Raw genomic sequence first — 16,802 nt, forward strand, 5'->3', positions numbered from 1 at the left:
GGCAAAAGCAACAGCGGGCCATCCGTGGGATGGCGGGGTAGGTCCGGTTGAGGGGGACGCTGTAAACCCGTCCATGGGGGCTTGGTCGCGGCATCCATGCCGCTCACACCCCCTCAACCGGACCCACCCCGCCTTCGACAGATTTCCGCGATCCGGTTGTGGGTGCCGACCGTTGGTCGGCACTGATCCAATCCCGACCAAAATCGGTGCCTACCGCTCTTGGTAGGTGTCGACCTTGGTCGACACACCGTGTCAGAGACCCTGCATCAGTGCCATCTGCGCAGAATGCGGTGCCTCGTCGTGGGCCGGGGCACGCTTGTGGTAGATGCCGTCGGCGTCCAGGTCCCAGGCGTTGAGATTGTCATCGAGGTAGTTCTGCAGGACCTCGCGGTAAACCCGCTTGGCCAGTCCCGGGTCGAGGATCGGGAAGCAGGTTTCGACCCGGCGCAGCAGGTTGCGTTCCAGCCAGTCGGCGCTGGCGCAGTACAGCTCCGGTGCGCCGTCGTTGCCGAACCAGTACACACGGCTGTGCTCAAGGAAGCGGCCGACGATCGAGCGCACCCGGATGTTGTCCGACACGCCCGGCACACCGGGACGCAGGGTGCAGGCACCGCGGATGATCAGGTCGATCTGCACGCCGGCCTGCGAGGCGGCGTACAGCGCGCGCACCACCTGCGGTTCGTTCAGGGCGTTCATCTTGGCGATGATCCGCGCCGGGCGGCCAGCGGCGGCGATGCGCGTTTCGCGCTCGATGCGGCCGAGGATGCCGGTGTGCAGGGTGAAGGGCGACTGCAGCAGGCGCTTGAGCTTCATCTTCGAGGCCAGCCCGGACAGCTGCTGGAACAGCAGGTGCACGTCGTTGCCGATGTCCGGATCGGCGGTGATCAGGCTGATGTCGGTGTACGCGCGGGCGGTACCGCTGTGATAGTTGCCGGTACCCAGGTGCACGTAACGGCGCAGCTTGCGGCCCTCGCGGCGCACGATCAGCAGCATCTTGGCGTGGGTCTTGTAGCCGACCACGCCATACACCACCTGCACGCCGGCTTCCTGCAGGCGATCGGCCAGGCCGAGGTTGGCCTCTTCGTCGAAACGGGCGCGCAGCTCGACCACCACGGTCACGTCCTTGCCGTTGCGTGCGGCCTGGATCAGTGCGTCGACGATCAGCGAATCCTTGCCGGTGCGGTACAGGGTCTGCTTGATCGCCAGCACGTTGGGGTCGATCGCGGCCTGCCGGATCAGGTCCAGCACGGCGGTGAAGGCGTCGAACGGGTGATGCAGCAGCAGGTCCTGACGGGCCGTGGTCTCGAAGATGCCGTCGTTGTCGCGCAAGGTGCGCGGGGTCATCGGCGGGTACTTCAGGTCAGGCTGCGCGATCAGGTCGTACAGCTGGATGATGCGGTTGAGGTTGACCGGGCCGTCGATGCGGTACACCGCGTTCTCGGTCAGGCCGAAATTCTGCAGCAGGGTGCGCACGATCTCGCGCGGCATGTCGTGGGCGATCTCCAGCCGCACCGCCGGCCGGTAGCCACGGTCGACCAGCTCGTCGCGCAGCGCCAGTGCCAGGTTCTCTACTTCTTCCTCGTCCACCACCAGTTCGGAGTTGCGGGTGACGCGGAACTGGTAGGCGCCCTGGACTTCCAGGCCCGGGAACAGCTCGTCGACGAAGGTGGACAGCACCGAGGACAGGAACACGAAGTTCTGCGGCCCGCCGAGCTTCTCCGGCAGTTGGATGATGCGCGGCAGCGAGCGCGGCGCACGCACGATGGCCAGGTGGCCGGTGCGGCCGAACGCATCGGTACCCTTCAGCACCACCACGATGTTCAGCGACTTGTTGAGGATCTTCGGGAACGGGTGCACCGGATCCAGGCCCAGTGGTGACAGCACCGGCATGATCTCGTTGCGGAAGTAGGCACGCAGCCAGCGTTTCTGGCGGTGCGTCCAGGAGTGGCGGCCGAGCACGCCGATGCCGGCGTCCATCAATGCCGGGCGCAGTGTCTCGTTCCAGCAGCGGTATTGCTGGTCGACCAGTTCCGCGGCGCGGTCGTGGATGGCGTTGAGGATGGCCTGTGGGCTCATTCCATCCGGCGCCGGTGGCAGGCCGAATTCCTGCGCGTGGCGCACGGCAGCGGCACGGATCTCGAAGAACTCGTCGAGGTTGGTGCAGGAGATGCACATGAAGCGCAGGCGCTCCAGCAGCGGCACCTGCGGGTCCATCGCCTGTGCCAGCACGCGGAAGTTGAAATCCAGCTGCGACAGTTCGCGGTTGATGTACAGCGCCGGGTCGCGCAACGGATCGTTGTCCGGGCTCACGGGGAGGGGGAGGGATCCGAGGCTGCTCATGGCGTCATTCTTCGATGGAGGTCAGGGGGGCGGACTCGCGCGGGCGCACGTGGTCGGCATCGAAATGGCAGGAGAACACCGAGCCCTTGCCGACTTCGCTTTCAATCTCCAGCCGTGCGTGATGCAGGCCGAGGATGTGCTTGACGATGGACAGGCCCAGGCCGGTACCACCGCTCTCGCGCGAACGGCTGCTGGAGACACGGTAGAAACGTTCGGTCAGGCGCGGCAGATGGTTGGCCGGGATGCCATAGCCGGAGTCGCGTACCGCCAGCACCGCGCCATCGCCTTCGCGACGGAACTCGACCGCGATGCGGCCCTCGGCCGGGGTGTAGCGCACCGCATTGGTGACCAGGTTGGAGAACGCACTGTGCAGTTCCTTGGTCGAGCCCTGCAGGTCGACGCTGGCGAGGTCGTCGATGCTGATCTGGTGGCGGCCCTGGCTGTGCGCTTCGGCCTCGCGGCGCAGCGTCGCCAGCATCGGCTGCATCGCCACGGTCTCTTCCTCGCTGTGCTCCTGCGATTCCAGCCGTGACAGGGTCAGCAGGTCTTCCACCAGCTGGGCCATGCGCTGGCTCTGCTTGCGCATCTCTTCCAGCATCGGTCCGGTTCCCGGGAAGTCTTCCGGGTCCATCATGTCCAGGTAGCCGTGGACCACGGTGAGTGGCGTGCGCAGCTCATGTGAAACGTTGGCCACGAAATCGCGGCGCACCTGTTCCAGGCGCAGCAGCTTGCTGACGTCGCGGGCGATCAGCAGCCAGTAGTCCGACGAATAGGGAATCAGGCGCAGGTTGAGGCGGATTGCCGGATCGACCGGCGAGGGCACATCCAGGATCGGCTCGGCATTGCGGCCGCCGGCCAGCCAGTGCGCCAGCGGCATCGGCTGCAGGCGCTCGACCAGCGCCTCGCCGAGATCGCCGGGGTGATGCAGGCCGAGCAGGGCGGTGGCTGCCTCGTTGAACCACTGCACGCGCTGGCTGTTGCGATCCAGCACCACCACCGCATCGGGAAGTGCGGCGGCCGCGGCGCGATAACTGCGCAGCATGTCCAGCAGGCGGCGCTTGCGCACGCGCATCTCCACCTGGTTGCGGTACAGCAGGCGGTCCAACTCGTTCCAGACGCCGGTGCCTTCTTCGGCGGTATCCCAGCGCTGGCGCGCGGTCAGCCGGCGCAGCACGCTGCGCAGCCGCCAGTAATGCCAGGTGAGGGTCGCCAGTGCGCCCAGTGCGATGCACAACCACAGATGACCCGTGAACCACCCCACCAGTCCGGAGAACAGCAGTACCGCGGCGACAGTGGCCAGGGTCTTCAACCAGGCAGAGCGGATGTGGCGGGGCATTGCGATCTCGTCGTTGAGGTGCGGCGGTTCACTGGGGTGAACCGAGGGTTATAGCAGAGTTGCCGGCGCCGGCACCCGCGGGTGCGCGGTGCCGGCACGACGAGACTCAGGTGGAGGTGGAGAAGCGGTAGCCGGCGCCGCGCACGGTCTGCACCATGTTCTCTGCGTTGAACGGTTCCAGCGTCTTGCGCAGGCGGCGGATGTGCACGTCGATGGTGCGTTCTTCCACGTACACGCTGCCGCCCCACACATGGTCCAGCAGCTGGGCGCGGGTGTAGACGCGCTCCGGGTGGGTCATGAAGAAGTGCAGCAGGCGGTATTCGGTCGGGCCGATCGGCACCGGCTGGTCGTTGGCGAACACGCGGTGGGCGGCGCCGTCGATGCGGATCGGGCCAACCGCAACGCTGCCGTCCTCGTCGTCCTCGCGGGCACGGCGCATGACGGCGCGGATGCGGGCCAGCAGTTCGCGCGCCGAGAACGGCTTGACCACGTAGTCGTCAACGCCGGCTTCGAGGCCACCGACGCGGTCGTTCTCTTCGCCGCGTGCGGTCAGCATGATGATCGGCACTTCGCGGGTCAGGGTTTCCTTGCGCCAACGGCGGGCAAGGTCCAGGCCGCTGGTGCCGGGCAGCATCCAGTCCAGCAGGATCAGGTCCGGAACGCGGTCGGCGATCGCGGTCTGGGCCTCGCGGGCGTCGCCGGCGTGGACCGGTTCGTAATCGCCCTTGCGAAGGGCGAAGGCGACCATTTCACGGATCGCGGGCTCGTCGTCGACGATCAGGATGCGTTTCTGCACGAGGACACCGTAGGGCTCGGTTACTGGAGTGGTGCCAGTAGACTACGGTTTGATGACATGTTTGTGACCAACCGGCCGGAACCCGCGCGGATTGCCATCGGCCGGTCATGCAGCGCTCAGCGGCGGTCCAGGTCCGGGTCCTGCACGCCCTGCCGGCGTAGTTCCAGCACGGTGGGGGTGATCGCCTCGATGCGAGCGTCCACCCGGGCCCGGCCCACATAGTCCAGCGCCGGATTGCGCTTGAGCGCCTGCAGCTGCATCAGCGACTGTTCCGGGCGGCCGCTGAGGAAGGCCGCCTCGGCATAGGCCTCGCTGGCCCGCACGCTGTCACCAGCCAGTTCGCTGGCGCGGGCATAACGCTGCTGGAAGACCGGATCGTTACCACTTTGCGACAGCAGGGGGCGCAGCATGGCCTGCGCGCGCTGGCCGGCCTCGCGGTTGCCCTGTTCGTTCAGGATTTCGGCATACGTCAGCGCCACCGGGCGGCTGTTGGGGTGCTCACGCAGCAGCTGCTCGAAGCGGCTGTTGGCCTGGGCGGCCTGCCCGGCACGCAGTTCGGCCTCCCCCAGGGCCAGTGCCAGCCACAGGTTGTCCCGGCGGGTCTGCAGCAGGCCCGCCAGCGTCTGCCGGGCCTGCGTGGCGCCGTTGCGACCGCTCCGCATCATGGCCAGGGCCTGGCCATAGCGCTGGGCGTCGTTGAGACCGTCCTTCTGGCGCTTGGCCATGTCCGCATACTCGCGCTCCAGCTCGGTGGTGGAATCCGCGCTGAGCACGCGCAGGCGCTCGCGTGCCCAATCGAAGTCGCCGCTGGCGCCACGGCTGAGCTGGCCCATCGGAATACGCAGCACGCTGCTGGGCAGCAACGGGTTGTTTCCACGCAGCAGCGGTTCGGCCAGGCTGGGGTCTGCCGGGTCCACCCGTTCCTTGCGCTCACCGCTGGGGGTGCTGGTGGTCAGCAGCACCGTGTCCTTCTTCATCTGGTCGGCGCGGGCCTTGGCTTCGCTGATGCGGGTGATGTTGACCGGGTGCGTTCGCAGGAACTCGGGGACGCTGTAGCCGCCCTCGTTGCCGCGCATCGCCGCCGACATCCGCTCAAAGAAGCCGGCCATCGCATCCACGTCGTAGCCGCTGCGCGCCAGCGTGCGGATGCCGAGGCGGTCGGCCTCGGACTCGTTGGAGCGGGTGTAGTTGATCTGGCGTTGCTGCATCAGGCCCATGCCCGAGCTGATCGCGGCCATGGTTGCGTTGCCCGAGGAGGTGCTGTTGCTGGCCTGGGCGGCCACCACGGCTGCCAGCATGCCGAGCAGAATCGGAATCTGGTCGCGCTGCGCGCGCTCGACCCCGCGCAGCACGTGCTGCTGGGTGACGTGGGCGATTTCGTGCGACAGCACCGCAGCCACCTCGTCCTCGCGTTCGGCGGTCAGCACCAGGCCGGCATTGACCCCGATATAGCCGCCCAGCGTGGCGAAGGCATTGATCTGCCGGTCCTTCATCACGAAGAAGGTGTAGGGCTGGCGTGGCTGGTCACTGTTGGAGCCGAGCCGGGTACCCATGGTCTGCAGCCAGTCGTTGACCAGCGGGTCATCCAGCAGGTAGCCGTAGTTGCGCAGCTCGCGCAGCATCATCGCGCCGTACTCGGCCTGGCGGGCCGGGGTCAGCAGCTCGCCGGCCGAGGAGCCGATGTCGGGCAGCTTCTCCTGGGCCTGGGCCAACGGCATGGCCAGGGCCAGGGTGACGGCGGTAGTCAGCAGCAGGGCTCGCAAGCAGAGGGTCCTCGGGCAGGGCGTGCCAAGCGTGGCAGGGCGGGGGGCAACCATTCGTTAATCCACAGTGTTGCGGCCGTGGCGTGGAAATTCCAGCGCACCGGTACCATATGTAGACCGTCGATCCATCGTGGAGTTTCCCGTGACAGCCCAGACCGCCGGCGGTGCCCCCGCCATCACCATCTATTCCACCGCCGTCTGCCCGTACTGCGTGGCCGCCAAGAACTTCCTGAAGAGCAAGGGCCAGCAGTGGACCGAGGTCCGCATCGACCTGGACCCGGTCGAGCGCGAGAAGATGATGGCCAGGACCCGCCGTACCAGCGTGCCGCAGATCTTCGTCGGCGACGTCCACGTGGGCGGCTACGACGACATGATGGCCCTGCACCGTGAAGGCAAGCTCGAGCCGCTGCTGGCCGGGCAGGGCCAGGCATGAGCGCGGCCGACGACGGCAGCAAGGACCGCATCGCCGAGTTCACCGATTTCCGCAAGCGCATGAACGAGCGGATCCTGGGCGAGCCGAACCAGGTGGTGCGGCGCTTCTTCGCGCTGGACACGCAGACCTACCAGGCCGGCGCGCTGGACGTGAAGACCAAGGAGCTGCTGGGACTGGTGGCCTCGATGGTGCTGCGCTGCGACGACTGCATCAGCTACCACGTGGCCCAGTGCAAGGACGCCGGGGTGACCCGTGAAGAGTTCTTCGAGACCTTCTCGGTCGGCCTGGTGGTCGGCGGCTCGATCGTCATCCCGCACCTGCGCCGCGCGGTCGACTTCCTCGACCAGCTCGAAGGCGGCGCCGCCGCCCCCGAAGCGCACGCGCACTGAACCTGGCGGGCTCCGGGAACCGGGCCCTGTGGCCCTCCCGGTAGTGCCGGCCGCTGGCCGGCATCCCGTTAACCCGACATGGTCGAGGTTGCCGGCCAGCGGCCGGCACCACCGGACGTGCGAGGCGCCCTCCCCGCGATCCAACAGCCCAGGAGCCCCTTCTTGTTGAAGGGGCGCGCCGACAGGCGGGGGTAGAGGAGGAATGCGCGGGCAATTATGCCTTTGCCGGGGTCAGGACCATGGTCTACTTGGGTAGCCGGGCCCGGCTAAGGCATAATTGCGGGTGAAACTTCCTTTGCGCCGGCGTTTCCGGGCACGTCCGGACGGCGTTTTTCCCCCTGTTCGGAACATCGATCAATGACGCAGAAAATTACGGTCATCCGCGGCGACGGCATTGGCCCGGAAATCATGGACGCTACCCTGTTCGTGCTCGACCAGCTCAAGACTGGCCTGGAGTACGAAGACGCCGACGCCGGCCTGGTGGCCCTGGAAAAGCACGGCGACCTGATGCCGGCGGTGACCCTGGAATCGATCGCGCGCAACAAGGTCGCGCTGAAGAGCCCGCTGACCACCCCGGTCGGTGGTGGCTTCACCTCGATCAACGTCAGCCTGCGTCGCCACTTCGACCTGTACGCCAATGTGCGTCCGGCCCACACCTTCCCGAACACCAAGTCGCGTTTCGACAACGTCGACCTGATCACCGTTCGCGAGAACACCGAAGGCGCCTACCTGGCTGAAGGCCAGGAAGTGTCGGCCGACGGCGAGACCGCCTTCTCCGGCACCCGCATCACCCGCAAGGGCTCCGAGCGCATCGTGCGCTACGCCTTCGAGCTGGCCCGCAGTGTCGGCCGCAAGAAGGTCACCGCGGTGCACAAGGCCAACATCATCAAGTCGACCTCGGGCCTGTTCCTGAACGTCGCCCGTGAAGTGGCCGCGCAGTACCCGGACATCGAGTTCCAGGAAATGATCGTCGACAACTGCTGCATGCAGCTGGTGATGCGTCCGGAACAGTTCGACGTGATCGTTACCACCAACCTGTTCGGCGACATCATCTCCGACCTGTGTGCCGGTCTGGTGGGCGGCCTGGGCCTGGCCCCGGGTGCCAACATCGGCAAGGACGCGGCGATCTTCGAGGCCGTGCACGGCACCGCGCCGGATATCGCCGGCCAGGGCAAGGCCAATCCGTGCGCACTGCTGCTGGCAGCGGCACAGATGCTGGACCATGTCGGCCAGCCGGAAAACGCCGAGCGCCTGCGCAAGGCCATCGTGGCCACCATGGAAGCCAAGGATTCGCTGACCGGCGACCTGGGCGGCAGCGGCACCACCATGAGCTTCGCCAAGGCCATCGCTACCCGCCTGTAAGCGGCCGCCAGACCTCGGTTGGATCCACAGCGGGGCGCCTTCGGGCGCCCCGCTGCGTTTGGACGCCTGTGTAGCGTCGAGCCATGCTCGACTGCTCTTTCAGGGGCCCCAGACGAAAGGCAAAAGCAGTCGAGCATGGCTCGACTCTACAATGTCAGTCTGTGCGTAATTTGCACAGATCATGTGCTTTTACACGGCTGGATCGTGCGCCTTTCGCTCCGCATCATGTGCCCACTTTCCACCGCACAGGAGCTTGAACATGAACCTCACCGCCTTTGGTCTGGCCAGCCTGATCGGCATGGCCGCCGCTACCCCCGTCACCGCTGCCGAACCTGCCCATCCCACCATCCGCCACATGGCTGGCGCGCCTGTTGCGGCTTCGCTGGATGCGGCGAAGACCGCCGTGCTGGTGATCGACTTCCAGAACGAGTACTTCGACGGCAACGCTGCTCCGGGCTTTGCCGGTGGCCGCATGGTCATCCCCGATGGCGTGGCCGCGCTGCGGCAGGCGAAGCGGGTGGTCGAGTTCGCCGATGCCCACGGCATCCGCGTCATCCATGTGCAGCATGTGTTGCCGGCCGGCGCGCCGCTGTTCGCGCAGGGCAGCGTCAATGCCGCCTTCCATCGCGACCTGCAGCCGCGCAAGGGTGAGACCGTGGTGCAGAAGGACAACGTCAGCGTGTTCGCTGGCAACTCGGCCGCCGTGCTCGACAAGGTACTGAAGGATGCGGGCATCGACACCTTGATCGTCACTGGCCTGCAGACCCATGCCTGCGTGGCCGGTGCCGCCCGCGATGCCGCAGCCGCACCGCGTGGTTACCGGGTGATCGTGGCATCCGATGCAACTGCCAGTCGCGATCTGGACCTGGCCGGTGGCCAGCGCATCGATCATCGCGCGCTGCATGAGGCCTCGCTGGCGCAGATCGAAGACACCTTCGGTGATGTCCTGAGCACCGATGCGATCCTGGCCTTGCCGGTGGTAGCCGGCAAGTAAGCCGCACGCCGCTGTTGCGAAGCCGCTTGATAAGCTGGCGGGGCCCGCATGCCGCGGGCCCCGCCACCTGGAGCTGCCCGCCGATGGATCACTTCGCCGCCCTGCGTGCGCTGCGCGCCATCGTCGACGCGGGCAGTTTCACTGCTGCCGCTGAACGCCTGGGAACCACCCATTCGGCGATGTCGCGGCAACTGCGGCAGTTGGAAGAGCACCTGCAGGTTCGACTGCTCGATCGCAACAGTCGCCGGCTGTCACTGACCGAGGCCGGTCGCGATTACTACCGCGAGGCGGCAGCGCTGCTGGATCGCCTGCAGGAAGCCGACGATCGTGCGCGTGCCGGGCAGGCACAGCCCAGCGGCACGGTACGCATCAGCGTGCCGCAGGTCGTGGCCAGCCAGGAGTTGCCGCATTGGCTGCCGTCGTTCCTGCAGCGCTACCCGCAGGTGACGCTGGATCTTTCTGCCGACGACCAGCTGGTCGATGTGGTGGGCGGTGGTTTCGACCTGGCGCTGCGCATCGCGGCTTCGTTGCCGGACAGCCAGCTGGTCGCGCGCGAACTGGCCAGCTGCCCGCGGATCCTGGTCGCTGCACCGGCCTATCTGGCGCGGCACGGTCTCCCCCGCCAGGCTTCGGATCTCGCGCAGCACACGCTGCTCGGCTTCAGCCCCACGCCGTCAATGCTGCCCTGGCAGCTGCAGGGGCCGCGCGGTGCCACCGCGAGCATCGAAGCGGGCCAACGGCTGCGCGTGGACGCTACGCCCGCGTTGTACGCCGCCGCGTTGGCCGGCATGGGCATCAGCCTGTTCACTGCGCTCACCGTGCAGGAAGACCTGCGCGCCGGTCGATTGATCCGCGTGCTGCCCGCCTGGCATGCCGGGCAGCGACACTACTTCGCGCTGTACCCGCATGCCAGGGCACTCGCCCCCAAGGTGCGCGCGCTGGTCGAGCACCTCGCCGCGCACTACGCTGCACAGGTTGGCGCGGCAGGCTAGCCGCGCAGCTGCAACCGAGGTGGTGATGGAGTCGGTGTATCTGCTGGTGGCGCTGGGCGCGATTGTCGCCGGATTCGTGCAGGGGCTGTCCGGCTTCGCCTTCGGCATGGTGGCGATGTCGTTCTGGGCATGGGGACTGGAGCCGCGATTGGCGGCCACGCTGTCGGTGTTCGGTGCACTGGTTGGCCAGCTGGTAGCGGTGTTCACCGTGCGCCGCGGCTTCAACCTGCGCCTGCTGCTGCCGTTCGTACTCGGTGGATTGGCTGGTATTCCGCTGGGCGTGATGGTGCTGCCGCAGCTCGATATGAACTGGTTCAAGGCGCTGCTGGGTGGCTTCCTGGCGCTGTGGTGCCCGGTGATGCTGATGGCGCGCTCGCTGCCGCCGATCACCGTCGGAGGCCGTTTCGGGGACGCGATCGCCGGCATGGCCGGTGGCGTGCTCAGTGGCATCGGTGGCTTTGCCGGCCCGGTACCGACGCTGTGGAGCACGCTGCGCGGCTTCGGCAAGGACGAGCAGCGCGCGGTCATCCAGAACTTCAATCTGGCGATGCTGGCGGTGACCATGGCCACCTACGTTGGCAGTGGTCTGGTAGACCGCCGGATGCTGCCGTACTTCGCCATCGTGGCACCGGCCATGCTGGTGCCCACGCTGCTGGGTGCGCGGGTCTACATCGGCATCAGCGAGGCGCGCTTCCGGCAGGTCGTGCTGAGCCTGCTCACCGCGTCAGGCATCGCGCTGCTGGCCTCGTCGCTTCCGGTGCTGCTGGCGCGCCCCGTTACCGGCTGAGGTTCAGGCCGGGCGGAACATGCGGAAGCGCTGTTCGGCGCCGATCCGGAAGTAATCGGCGGGGCCGCCGCCGCGCAGGATGGGGGCCGCTGCCGCAGTGTCGTAGATGCCATCGACCAGCAGCCGTGCTTCGATATGCACCGCAACCACTTCACCCAGCACCAGCCAGCCGTTGGTGTCCTGACCGGCCGCATCGCGCAGGCGCACGATCTGGGTGCAGCGGCATTCCATGCTCACCGGGCTCTGTGCCACACGGGGTGGCGCTACCTGCGTGGACGCCAGCGGGGTCAGCCCGGCCAGGGCGAACTCATCGACCTGCGCCGCGACCGCGCGGCAGCTTTCGTTCATTGCCTCGGCCAGGTCGAAGGTGGCCAGGTTCCAGACGAATTCCCCGGTGGCTTCGATGTTGCGCAACGAGTCTTTGCGGCCCTGGCTGGAGAAGCCGATGATTGGAGGGGTGTAGTTGAAGGCGTTGAAGAAACTGTAGGGCGCCAGGTTCAGTGTGCCCTCGGCATCGCAGCTGGAAATCCAGCCGATCGGGCGCGGGCCGATGATGGCGTTGAATGGGTCGTGTGGCAGGCGATGGCCGTCGGCCGGGCGGTAGCTGTGGAAGGTGTCGGGCATGGGGGTGTTGTTCCGTAGAGTCGAGCTTGCTCGACTGGATCGGCATCAGTCGAGCAAGCTCGACTCTACCGCCTGAAACAGTCGAGCAGGCGCGACCCACAAAAAAGCCGCGACCCTCGCGGATCGCGGCTTGTCGTTTACGGCATGGGGTGACTCAGCGCTGCTGGATCTTCGACAGCAGGCGCAGGAACTCCACATACAGCCACACCAGGGTCACCATCAGGCCGAATGCGCCATACCACTCCATGTACTTCGGTGCACGCTGGGCGACACCGGTCTCGATGAAGTCGAAGTCCAGCACCAGGTTCAGCGCGGCCACGACTACCACGAACAGGCTGAAGGCGATGCCCAGCCAGCTGGAGTCGTGGATCACAGGCACGTTGATGTTGAAGAAGCCCAGCACGAACGAGGCCAGGTAGAGCAGGGCGATGCCGCCGGTCGCTGCGACCACGCCCATCTTGAAGTTCTCGGTGGCCTTGATCAGGCCGCTGCGATAAGCGAACAGCAGCGCGAACAGGGTGCCGAAAGTCAGCAGCACCGCCTGGAACACGATGCCCGGGAACTTGGCGTTGAACACCGCCGATATGGCGCCCAGGAACAGGCCTTCCACCAGCGCGTACATCGGTGCGGTGACCGGCGACCACTCCTTCTTGAACACGGTGATCAGCGCCAGCACCAGGCCGCCGATGGCGCCGCCCATGGCATACAGCTTGGCGCCGGCCATGACCTGGCCGTAATCATCGATGGTCTGGTTCCAGGCGAAGGCGGCGGTCAGCACGGTCAGCAGCAGCAGGAAGCCGGTCTTGTTGACGGTGCCGTTGAGGGTCATGGCCTGGTCGGGGCTGGTCACCACCGAGCCGCTGGCGAGGTCGAGGAAGGTGGACTCGGAAAGAGCCGGGTTGCCGCTGCGCATGCGCGTTCTCCGTGCGAATGAAGGTCAGGACGGCCATCCGGCCGATGGTCGCGAGCATAGCCGATGACTGCTTCCGGCGCTGTGGCAGGCGTCAGGCCTGCACATCCTGCGTTGACAGTTCGCGATGCGCTTGGCCACAATGACCAGCTCCCCGGGCCTGGCCCGAGGGGATTGCAAGACCGGGGTATAGCGCAGTCTGGTAGCGCGCCTGCTTTGGGAGCAGGATGTCGGGGGTTCGAATCCCTCTACCCCGACCAATCCCACGCCACGTCGGATTGGACACCGTTCGGTCTGGGCGCCCGTAGCTCAACTGGATAGAGCACCGGCCTTCTAAGCCGGCGGTTACAGGTTCGATTCCTGTCGGGCGCGCCATCGGCGAGGCACCGGGGTCGCATCTGCGGATGTGAAGAAGTGCTTGCAAAAGCCTGAAGTCTCCACCAGAATATCGGACTCGCTTCGGCGGACCGGAACTTCGGTGACAGTCCCCAGGCAGACGTTTGAAGCACCAGCGCCAGTTGCACCGGCGCGGGAGCAAAAGTTTCAGTGGTGGCTGTAGCTCAGTTGGTTAGAGTACCGGATTGTGATTCCGGTGGTCGGGGGTTCGAATCCCCTCAGCCACCCCACTGATTCAACCGCATCGGCGCAGCCGACACGGTATTGCAATAAACAGAAGGCACGTTACAATGTGCGTCTGAGTTTCACGGGCCGTTAGCTCAGTTGGTAGAGCAGTTGACTCTTAATCAATAGGTCCAAGGTTCGAATCCTTGACGGCCCACCAAGACAGAAGCCACCTGGCATGCCAGGTGGCTTTTTTCTTATAAGTGTGACCCCTTCGATTCGACGGCGGACATGCTGCGAAGGCCCGGCTGGTGCGGGTCTTCTGCGGGAGCGGGATCGCAGTGCTGCTTTCAACGGCGTTGAAAAAAGTGCTTGCGCCCACCGAGCGGATCGGGTCATAATTCGCGCCCCGATTTCGGGCTGTTAGCTCAGTTGGTAGAGCAGTTGACTCTTAATCAATAGGTCCAAGGTTCGAATCCTTGACAGCCCACCAGACGAAAGCCACTTGGTCCGCCAAGTGGCTTTTTTCTTGCCTGTGCGCCGGGCCGGGCTGCGCTTCATCCACGCATGGCGTGGATCTACTGAAGCGGTGCTGAAATCAGGGGCATACGCGTCATCGGTGTTTTCAATGCTGTGCGCTGCTTCTCACCGCGGCGTGTCCTGTATCGCTCCCAATGGATCTTCCGCGCCGATGGCGCATGCACGAAGGAAGATGTTGATGGCCGCTATCAATCGACTGCGCCTGATGGTGTTGTGCCCGCTTGTGCTGGGGGCGTTGACCGCCTGTACGCCGGACAGTGATCCAGCCCAGACCGTCGAGCGCGATGCCGATGCTCAGAGCGTTCCGGCACAACAGGCCGGCGAGGCCATGCAGATGCATCCGGCACGACCGGCGGAGGCAGAGGTCCTGCCCGAAGCGGTGGACGTGCAGCGCAACGCGGACGGCTCGGTGGATGTCCGCAAGGCTGAGCCGGCAGCGGTGGCCCTGCGTCGCACCGCCGACGGCGGCGTGGAGATCCGCAAGGTGGATGCGGCGGCGGGCGCCAGTGCCGAGGCCGCACCGGCCCGCGCCGAACCGCAACACTGAGGCGTCGACGTCGCGGGCGGCAAAGCGCCGTCCGCGGCGGCCGCCAGATCCGCTTCAGCTTTGGAGCGGTGGATTCAGCTTTGTGCAGGCCTTTCGCTCATCGCTCCCGCCTGCGACAATGAGCCCCTGTGCCGGCCACGCGAAAGTGGCGGAATTGGTAGACGCCCTGGATTTAGGTTCCAGTGTCGCAAGGCGTGGGGGTTCGAGTCCCCCCTTTCGCACCAGTGCCGGCCTGTCCCCGCCCTGATTGGGCCATCTGCGCCCCCTTGACCGGCACGCGCTGGCAGTGCAGGCCAAATTGGGCGAAACTAAAGGGCTGCGGCAAGCAGGCGCGTCCCAGACGTCGTGTCCTTACAACCGTTTCATCCCAATCATCGAGCCGGGGGCCTGGGCCACCGGTGGCAGGAGTCAACATGCAAGCTTCGATCGAATCCACCGGCAACCTGGAACGCCGCCTGAGCTTCTCGCTGCCGGAAGACCGTCTGCAGAGCCACATCGTCGGCCGCCTGGGCGAAATCGCCCGTACCACCCGCATCAAGGGTTTCCGTCCGGGCAAGGTGCCGGCCAAGGTGATCGAGCAGCGCTTCGGCGCGCAGGTCCGTGGTGAGGCGCTGGATGGCCTGCTGCGCGAAACCTTCGATGCGGCCGTGCGCGAGCACGACCTGCGCATCGTCGGCAGCCCGCGCATCGACAAGGGCGAGGAGGGTGAGTTCTCCTTCGTGGCCACCGTCGAAGTGGTGCCGGACTTCGGCGATATCGACGTCAGCAAGCTGACCGTCGTGCGCCACAGCGCCGAGATCAGCGATGCCGACATCGACCAGATGATCGAGAACCTGCAGAACCAGCGTCGTACCTGGGCCCCGGTCAGCCGTGGCGCGCAGGATGGCGACCTGGTCGCGGTGGAAACCTGGTCGCAGGCCGGCGAAGAGCGCCTGCCGGCCGAGGGCACCGAGAAGGGTTCGATCGTGCTCGGCCAGGGCATGATGTTCGAGACCATCGAGAAGGGTCTGGTCGGCCTGGCCAAGGGTGAAGAGAAGACCCTGGATGTCGAGTTCCCGGCTGACTGGCGCGTGCCGGTGCTGGCCGGCAAGACCGTGCAGGTCACCGTGAAGGTTGCCGAAGTGTCCGAGCCGGTCGTGCCGGCGGTCGACGAAGCCTTCATCAAGAGCTTCGGCGTGAAGGGCGGCGACGTCGAGCAGTTCCGTAGCGACATCCGCGCCAACCTCGAGCGCGAGCTGAAGGGTGCGCTGATGAACCGCCTGCGCCGCGAAGTGGGCGAGCAGCTGATCGCGGCCTACGCCTCGGTGGAAATGCCGCCGCGCCTGGTCGAGAACGAAGCCCGCGCCATGCTGGCCCAGCAGGTCGAGCAGATCCGCCGCAACGGCCAGAATGTTGGTGAGATTCCGGCCGATGCCCATGAAGGCTTCAAGGACGCTGCTGCCAAGCGCGTGCTGGTCGGCCTGCTGGTCGGCGAAGTGGCCCGCGTCAACGACCTGCGCCTGGAAGCCAAGCGCCTGAACGAAACGATGCGCCTGATCGCCTCGACCTACGAAGAGCCGGAGCAGGTCATTGAGATGTACCGCAATGACCCCCAGCTGATGTCTGGCCTGCAGAACCGCGTGATGGAAGAGCAGGTGATCGACTGGATCGCCGAGCGTGCCCAGCACACCGAAGAGAAGCTGTCGTTCCAGGACGCGATCCGCCAGTAAACCGGGGCGGATCACCGGATGCCCCGCGCCTGTCCCGGCGCGGGGTTGTTTTCCCCCAAGATAGGTACCTCACGTAATGGACAACCGAACCAAAGCCCTGAACCTGGTTCCGATGGTGGTCGAGCAGACCAGCCGCGGCGAGCGTGCCTACGACATCTATTCGCGCCTGTTGAAGGAGCGCCTGATCTTCCTGGTGGGCCCGATCGACGATCACATGGCCAACGTGGTGGTGGCGCAGTTGCTGTTCCTGGAATCGGAAAACCCGGAAAAGGACATCAACATCTACATCAACTCGCCGGGTGGCGTGGTCACCGCCGGCATGGCGATCTACGACACCATGCAGTACATCAAGCCGAATGTGAGCACCACCTGCATCGGCCAGGCCGCCTCGATGGGCGCCCTGCTGCTGGCCGCGGGCGAAGCTGGCAAGCGCTACGCGCTGCCGAATTCGCGCGTGATGATCCACCAGCCGCTGGGTGGCTACCAGGGCCAGGCCACCGACATCGACATCCACGCGCGTGAGATCCTGACCCTGCGTTCGCGCCTGAACGAAGTGCTGGCCAAGCACACCGGCCAGTCGCTGGAGACGATCGCCCGCGACACCGAGCGCGACAACTTCAAGAGCGCGTTCGAGGCACAGGCCTATGGTCTGGTCGACCAGGTCCTGGAGCGTCGTCCGGATGAGTCGATCCAGGCCGGCTGAGCCATCATCACGGGGC

The 16,802-nt window shown here is 66.1% G+C and carries 15 protein-coding genes and 6 tRNA genes; 15 read left to right on the forward strand and 6 right to left on the reverse strand.

Annotated features, from left to right (window positions below; translation table 11 throughout):
• Positions 1–252 precede the first annotated feature (252 nt).
• The 4 genes from ppk1 to AC3ITW_RS04255 all read right to left on the reverse strand — a co-directional run bounded on the left by ppk1 (position 253) and on the right by AC3ITW_RS04255 (position 6,235).
• Positions 253–2,340: a polyphosphate kinase 1 gene (gene ppk1, locus AC3ITW_RS04240; protein ID WP_489390079.1), complete on the reverse strand. Its 2,088-nt coding sequence runs from the start codon at positions 2,338–2,340 to the stop codon at positions 253–255.
• Between the two features lie 4 nt (positions 2,341–2,344).
• The gene (phoR, locus tag AC3ITW_RS04245; protein ID WP_489390080.1) at positions 2,345–3,676 is read right to left on the reverse strand and encodes a phosphate regulon sensor histidine kinase PhoR; all 1,332 of its coding nucleotides are present in this window, start codon (positions 3,674–3,676) and stop codon (positions 2,345–2,347) included.
• A gap of 106 nt (positions 3,677–3,782) precedes the next feature.
• The gene (phoB, locus tag AC3ITW_RS04250) at positions 3,783–4,472 is read right to left on the reverse strand and encodes a phosphate regulon transcriptional regulator PhoB (RefSeq protein ID WP_004146035.1); all 690 of its coding nucleotides are present in this window, start codon (positions 4,470–4,472) and stop codon (positions 3,783–3,785) included.
• A 116-nt stretch (positions 4,473–4,588) separates the two neighbouring features.
• Entirely contained in the window at positions 4,589–6,235 is a 1,647-nt protein-coding gene (locus AC3ITW_RS04255) for a M48 family metalloprotease (protein ID WP_489390081.1), read from the reverse strand.
• Positions 6,236–6,377: 142 nt separating this feature from the next.
• Between AC3ITW_RS04255 and grxC the strand changes: the two genes are divergently transcribed.
• From grxC to AC3ITW_RS04285, 6 genes are all read left to right on the forward strand, one after another.
• Positions 6,378–6,668: a glutaredoxin 3 gene (gene grxC / locus AC3ITW_RS04260; protein WP_004146039.1), complete on the forward strand. Its 291-nt coding sequence runs from the start codon at positions 6,378–6,380 to the stop codon at positions 6,666–6,668.
• Positions 6,665–7,057, forward strand: coding sequence for a carboxymuconolactone decarboxylase family protein (locus tag AC3ITW_RS04265; protein ID WP_004146041.1), 393 nt, complete (start codon positions 6,665–6,667; stop codon positions 7,055–7,057). Before grxC ends, AC3ITW_RS04265 begins: the two co-directional genes overlap by 4 nt.
• 357 nt (positions 7,058–7,414) lie before the next feature.
• On the forward strand, positions 7,415–8,419 hold the full coding sequence (locus AC3ITW_RS04270; protein ID WP_012510187.1) for an isocitrate dehydrogenase: 1,005 nt from the start codon (positions 7,415–7,417) through the stop codon (positions 8,417–8,419).
• Positions 8,420–8,678: 259 nt separating this feature from the next.
• On the forward strand, positions 8,679–9,413 hold the full coding sequence (locus AC3ITW_RS04275) for a cysteine hydrolase family protein (protein WP_012510188.1): 735 nt from the start codon (positions 8,679–8,681) through the stop codon (positions 9,411–9,413).
• An 83-nt stretch (positions 9,414–9,496) separates the two neighbouring features.
• Positions 9,497–10,405: a LysR family transcriptional regulator gene (locus AC3ITW_RS04280; protein ID WP_004146204.1), complete on the forward strand. Its 909-nt coding sequence runs from the start codon at positions 9,497–9,499 to the stop codon at positions 10,403–10,405.
• A gap of 25 nt (positions 10,406–10,430) precedes the next feature.
• A complete protein-coding gene (locus AC3ITW_RS04285) occupies positions 10,431–11,192 on the forward strand; it encodes a sulfite exporter TauE/SafE family protein (protein WP_489390082.1) in 762 nt (253 codons plus the stop codon).
• Between the two features lie 3 nt (positions 11,193–11,195).
• Here AC3ITW_RS04285 and AC3ITW_RS04290 read toward each other — a convergent pair whose 3' ends face one another.
• Together AC3ITW_RS04290 and AC3ITW_RS04295 are read right to left on the reverse strand one after the other, a co-directional pair.
• Positions 11,196–11,816 (reverse strand): flavin reductase family protein, encoded by a 621-nt coding sequence (locus AC3ITW_RS04290; protein ID WP_197584859.1) that lies wholly within the window; start codon positions 11,814–11,816, stop codon positions 11,196–11,198.
• A gap of 154 nt (positions 11,817–11,970) precedes the next feature.
• Positions 11,971–12,729: a Bax inhibitor-1/YccA family protein gene (locus AC3ITW_RS04295; protein ID WP_012510191.1), complete on the reverse strand. Its 759-nt coding sequence runs from the start codon at positions 12,727–12,729 to the stop codon at positions 11,971–11,973.
• Between the two features lie 180 nt (positions 12,730–12,909).
• On the opposite strand from AC3ITW_RS04295, the gene AC3ITW_RS04300 reads away from it, so the two are divergent.
• From AC3ITW_RS04300 to clpP, 9 genes are all read left to right on the forward strand, one after another.
• Positions 12,910–12,986: transfer RNA gene (locus AC3ITW_RS04300), tRNA-Pro, on the forward strand.
• 38 nt (positions 12,987–13,024) lie between these two features.
• Positions 13,025–13,101 (forward strand) — tRNA-Arg (locus AC3ITW_RS04305).
• A gap of 174 nt (positions 13,102–13,275) precedes the next feature.
• Positions 13,276–13,352: transfer RNA gene (locus AC3ITW_RS04310), tRNA-His, on the forward strand.
• A gap of 79 nt (positions 13,353–13,431) precedes the next feature.
• Positions 13,432–13,507, forward strand: a tRNA-Lys gene (locus AC3ITW_RS04315).
• A 197-nt stretch (positions 13,508–13,704) separates the two neighbouring features.
• Positions 13,705–13,780: transfer RNA gene (locus AC3ITW_RS04320), tRNA-Lys, on the forward strand.
• Between the two features lie 225 nt (positions 13,781–14,005).
• Positions 14,006–14,374, forward strand: coding sequence for a hypothetical protein (locus tag AC3ITW_RS04325; protein WP_004146297.1), 369 nt, complete (start codon positions 14,006–14,008; stop codon positions 14,372–14,374).
• 139 nt (positions 14,375–14,513) lie between these two features.
• Positions 14,514–14,598 (forward strand) — tRNA-Leu (locus AC3ITW_RS04330).
• 189 nt (positions 14,599–14,787) lie between these two features.
• A complete protein-coding gene (gene tig / locus AC3ITW_RS04335) occupies positions 14,788–16,083 on the forward strand; it encodes a trigger factor (protein WP_012510193.1) in 1,296 nt (431 codons plus the stop codon).
• Positions 16,084–16,159: 76 nt separating this feature from the next.
• Positions 16,160–16,786 carry an ATP-dependent Clp endopeptidase proteolytic subunit ClpP gene (gene clpP, locus AC3ITW_RS04340; RefSeq protein WP_004146318.1) on the forward strand — a complete coding sequence of 209 codons (627 nt, stop codon included), beginning with the start codon at positions 16,160–16,162 and terminating at the stop codon, positions 16,784–16,786.
• The last annotated feature ends 16 nt before the right edge of the window (positions 16,787–16,802 follow it).

The sequence above is a fragment of the Stenotrophomonas sp. KH_052 genome (assembly GCF_057838755.1).

What these genes read in the sequence shown, in the direction of transcription:
- ppk1 (WP_489390079.1), bottom strand. Translation starts at nt 2,340, where the DNA reads ATGAGCAGCCTCGGATCCCTCCCCCTCCCCGTGAGCCCGGACAACGAT.
- phoR (WP_489390080.1), bottom strand. Translation starts at nt 3,676, where the DNA reads ATGCCCCGCCACATCCGCTCTGCCTGGTTGAAGACCCTGGCCACTGTC.
- AC3ITW_RS04265 (WP_004146041.1), top strand. Translation starts at nt 6,665, where the DNA reads ATGAGCGCGGCCGACGACGGCAGCAAGGACCGCATCGCCGAGTTCACC.
- AC3ITW_RS04270 (WP_012510187.1), top strand. Translation starts at nt 7,415, where the DNA reads ATGACGCAGAAAATTACGGTCATCCGCGGCGACGGCATTGGCCCGGAA.
- AC3ITW_RS04275 (WP_012510188.1), top strand. Translation starts at nt 8,679, where the DNA reads ATGAACCTCACCGCCTTTGGTCTGGCCAGCCTGATCGGCATGGCCGCC.
- AC3ITW_RS04280 (WP_004146204.1), top strand. Translation starts at nt 9,497, where the DNA reads ATGGATCACTTCGCCGCCCTGCGTGCGCTGCGCGCCATCGTCGACGCG.
- AC3ITW_RS04285 (WP_489390082.1), top strand. Translation starts at nt 10,431, where the DNA reads ATGGAGTCGGTGTATCTGCTGGTGGCGCTGGGCGCGATTGTCGCCGGA.
- AC3ITW_RS04290 (WP_197584859.1), bottom strand. Translation starts at nt 11,816, where the DNA reads ATGCCCGACACCTTCCACAGCTACCGCCCGGCCGACGGCCATCGCCTG.
- AC3ITW_RS04295 (WP_012510191.1), bottom strand. Translation starts at nt 12,729, where the DNA reads ATGCGCAGCGGCAACCCGGCTCTTTCCGAGTCCACCTTCCTCGACCTC.
- AC3ITW_RS04325 (WP_004146297.1), top strand. Translation starts at nt 14,006, where the DNA reads ATGGCCGCTATCAATCGACTGCGCCTGATGGTGTTGTGCCCGCTTGTG.
- tig (WP_012510193.1), top strand. Translation starts at nt 14,788, where the DNA reads ATGCAAGCTTCGATCGAATCCACCGGCAACCTGGAACGCCGCCTGAGC.
- clpP (WP_004146318.1), top strand. Translation starts at nt 16,160, where the DNA reads ATGGACAACCGAACCAAAGCCCTGAACCTGGTTCCGATGGTGGTCGAG.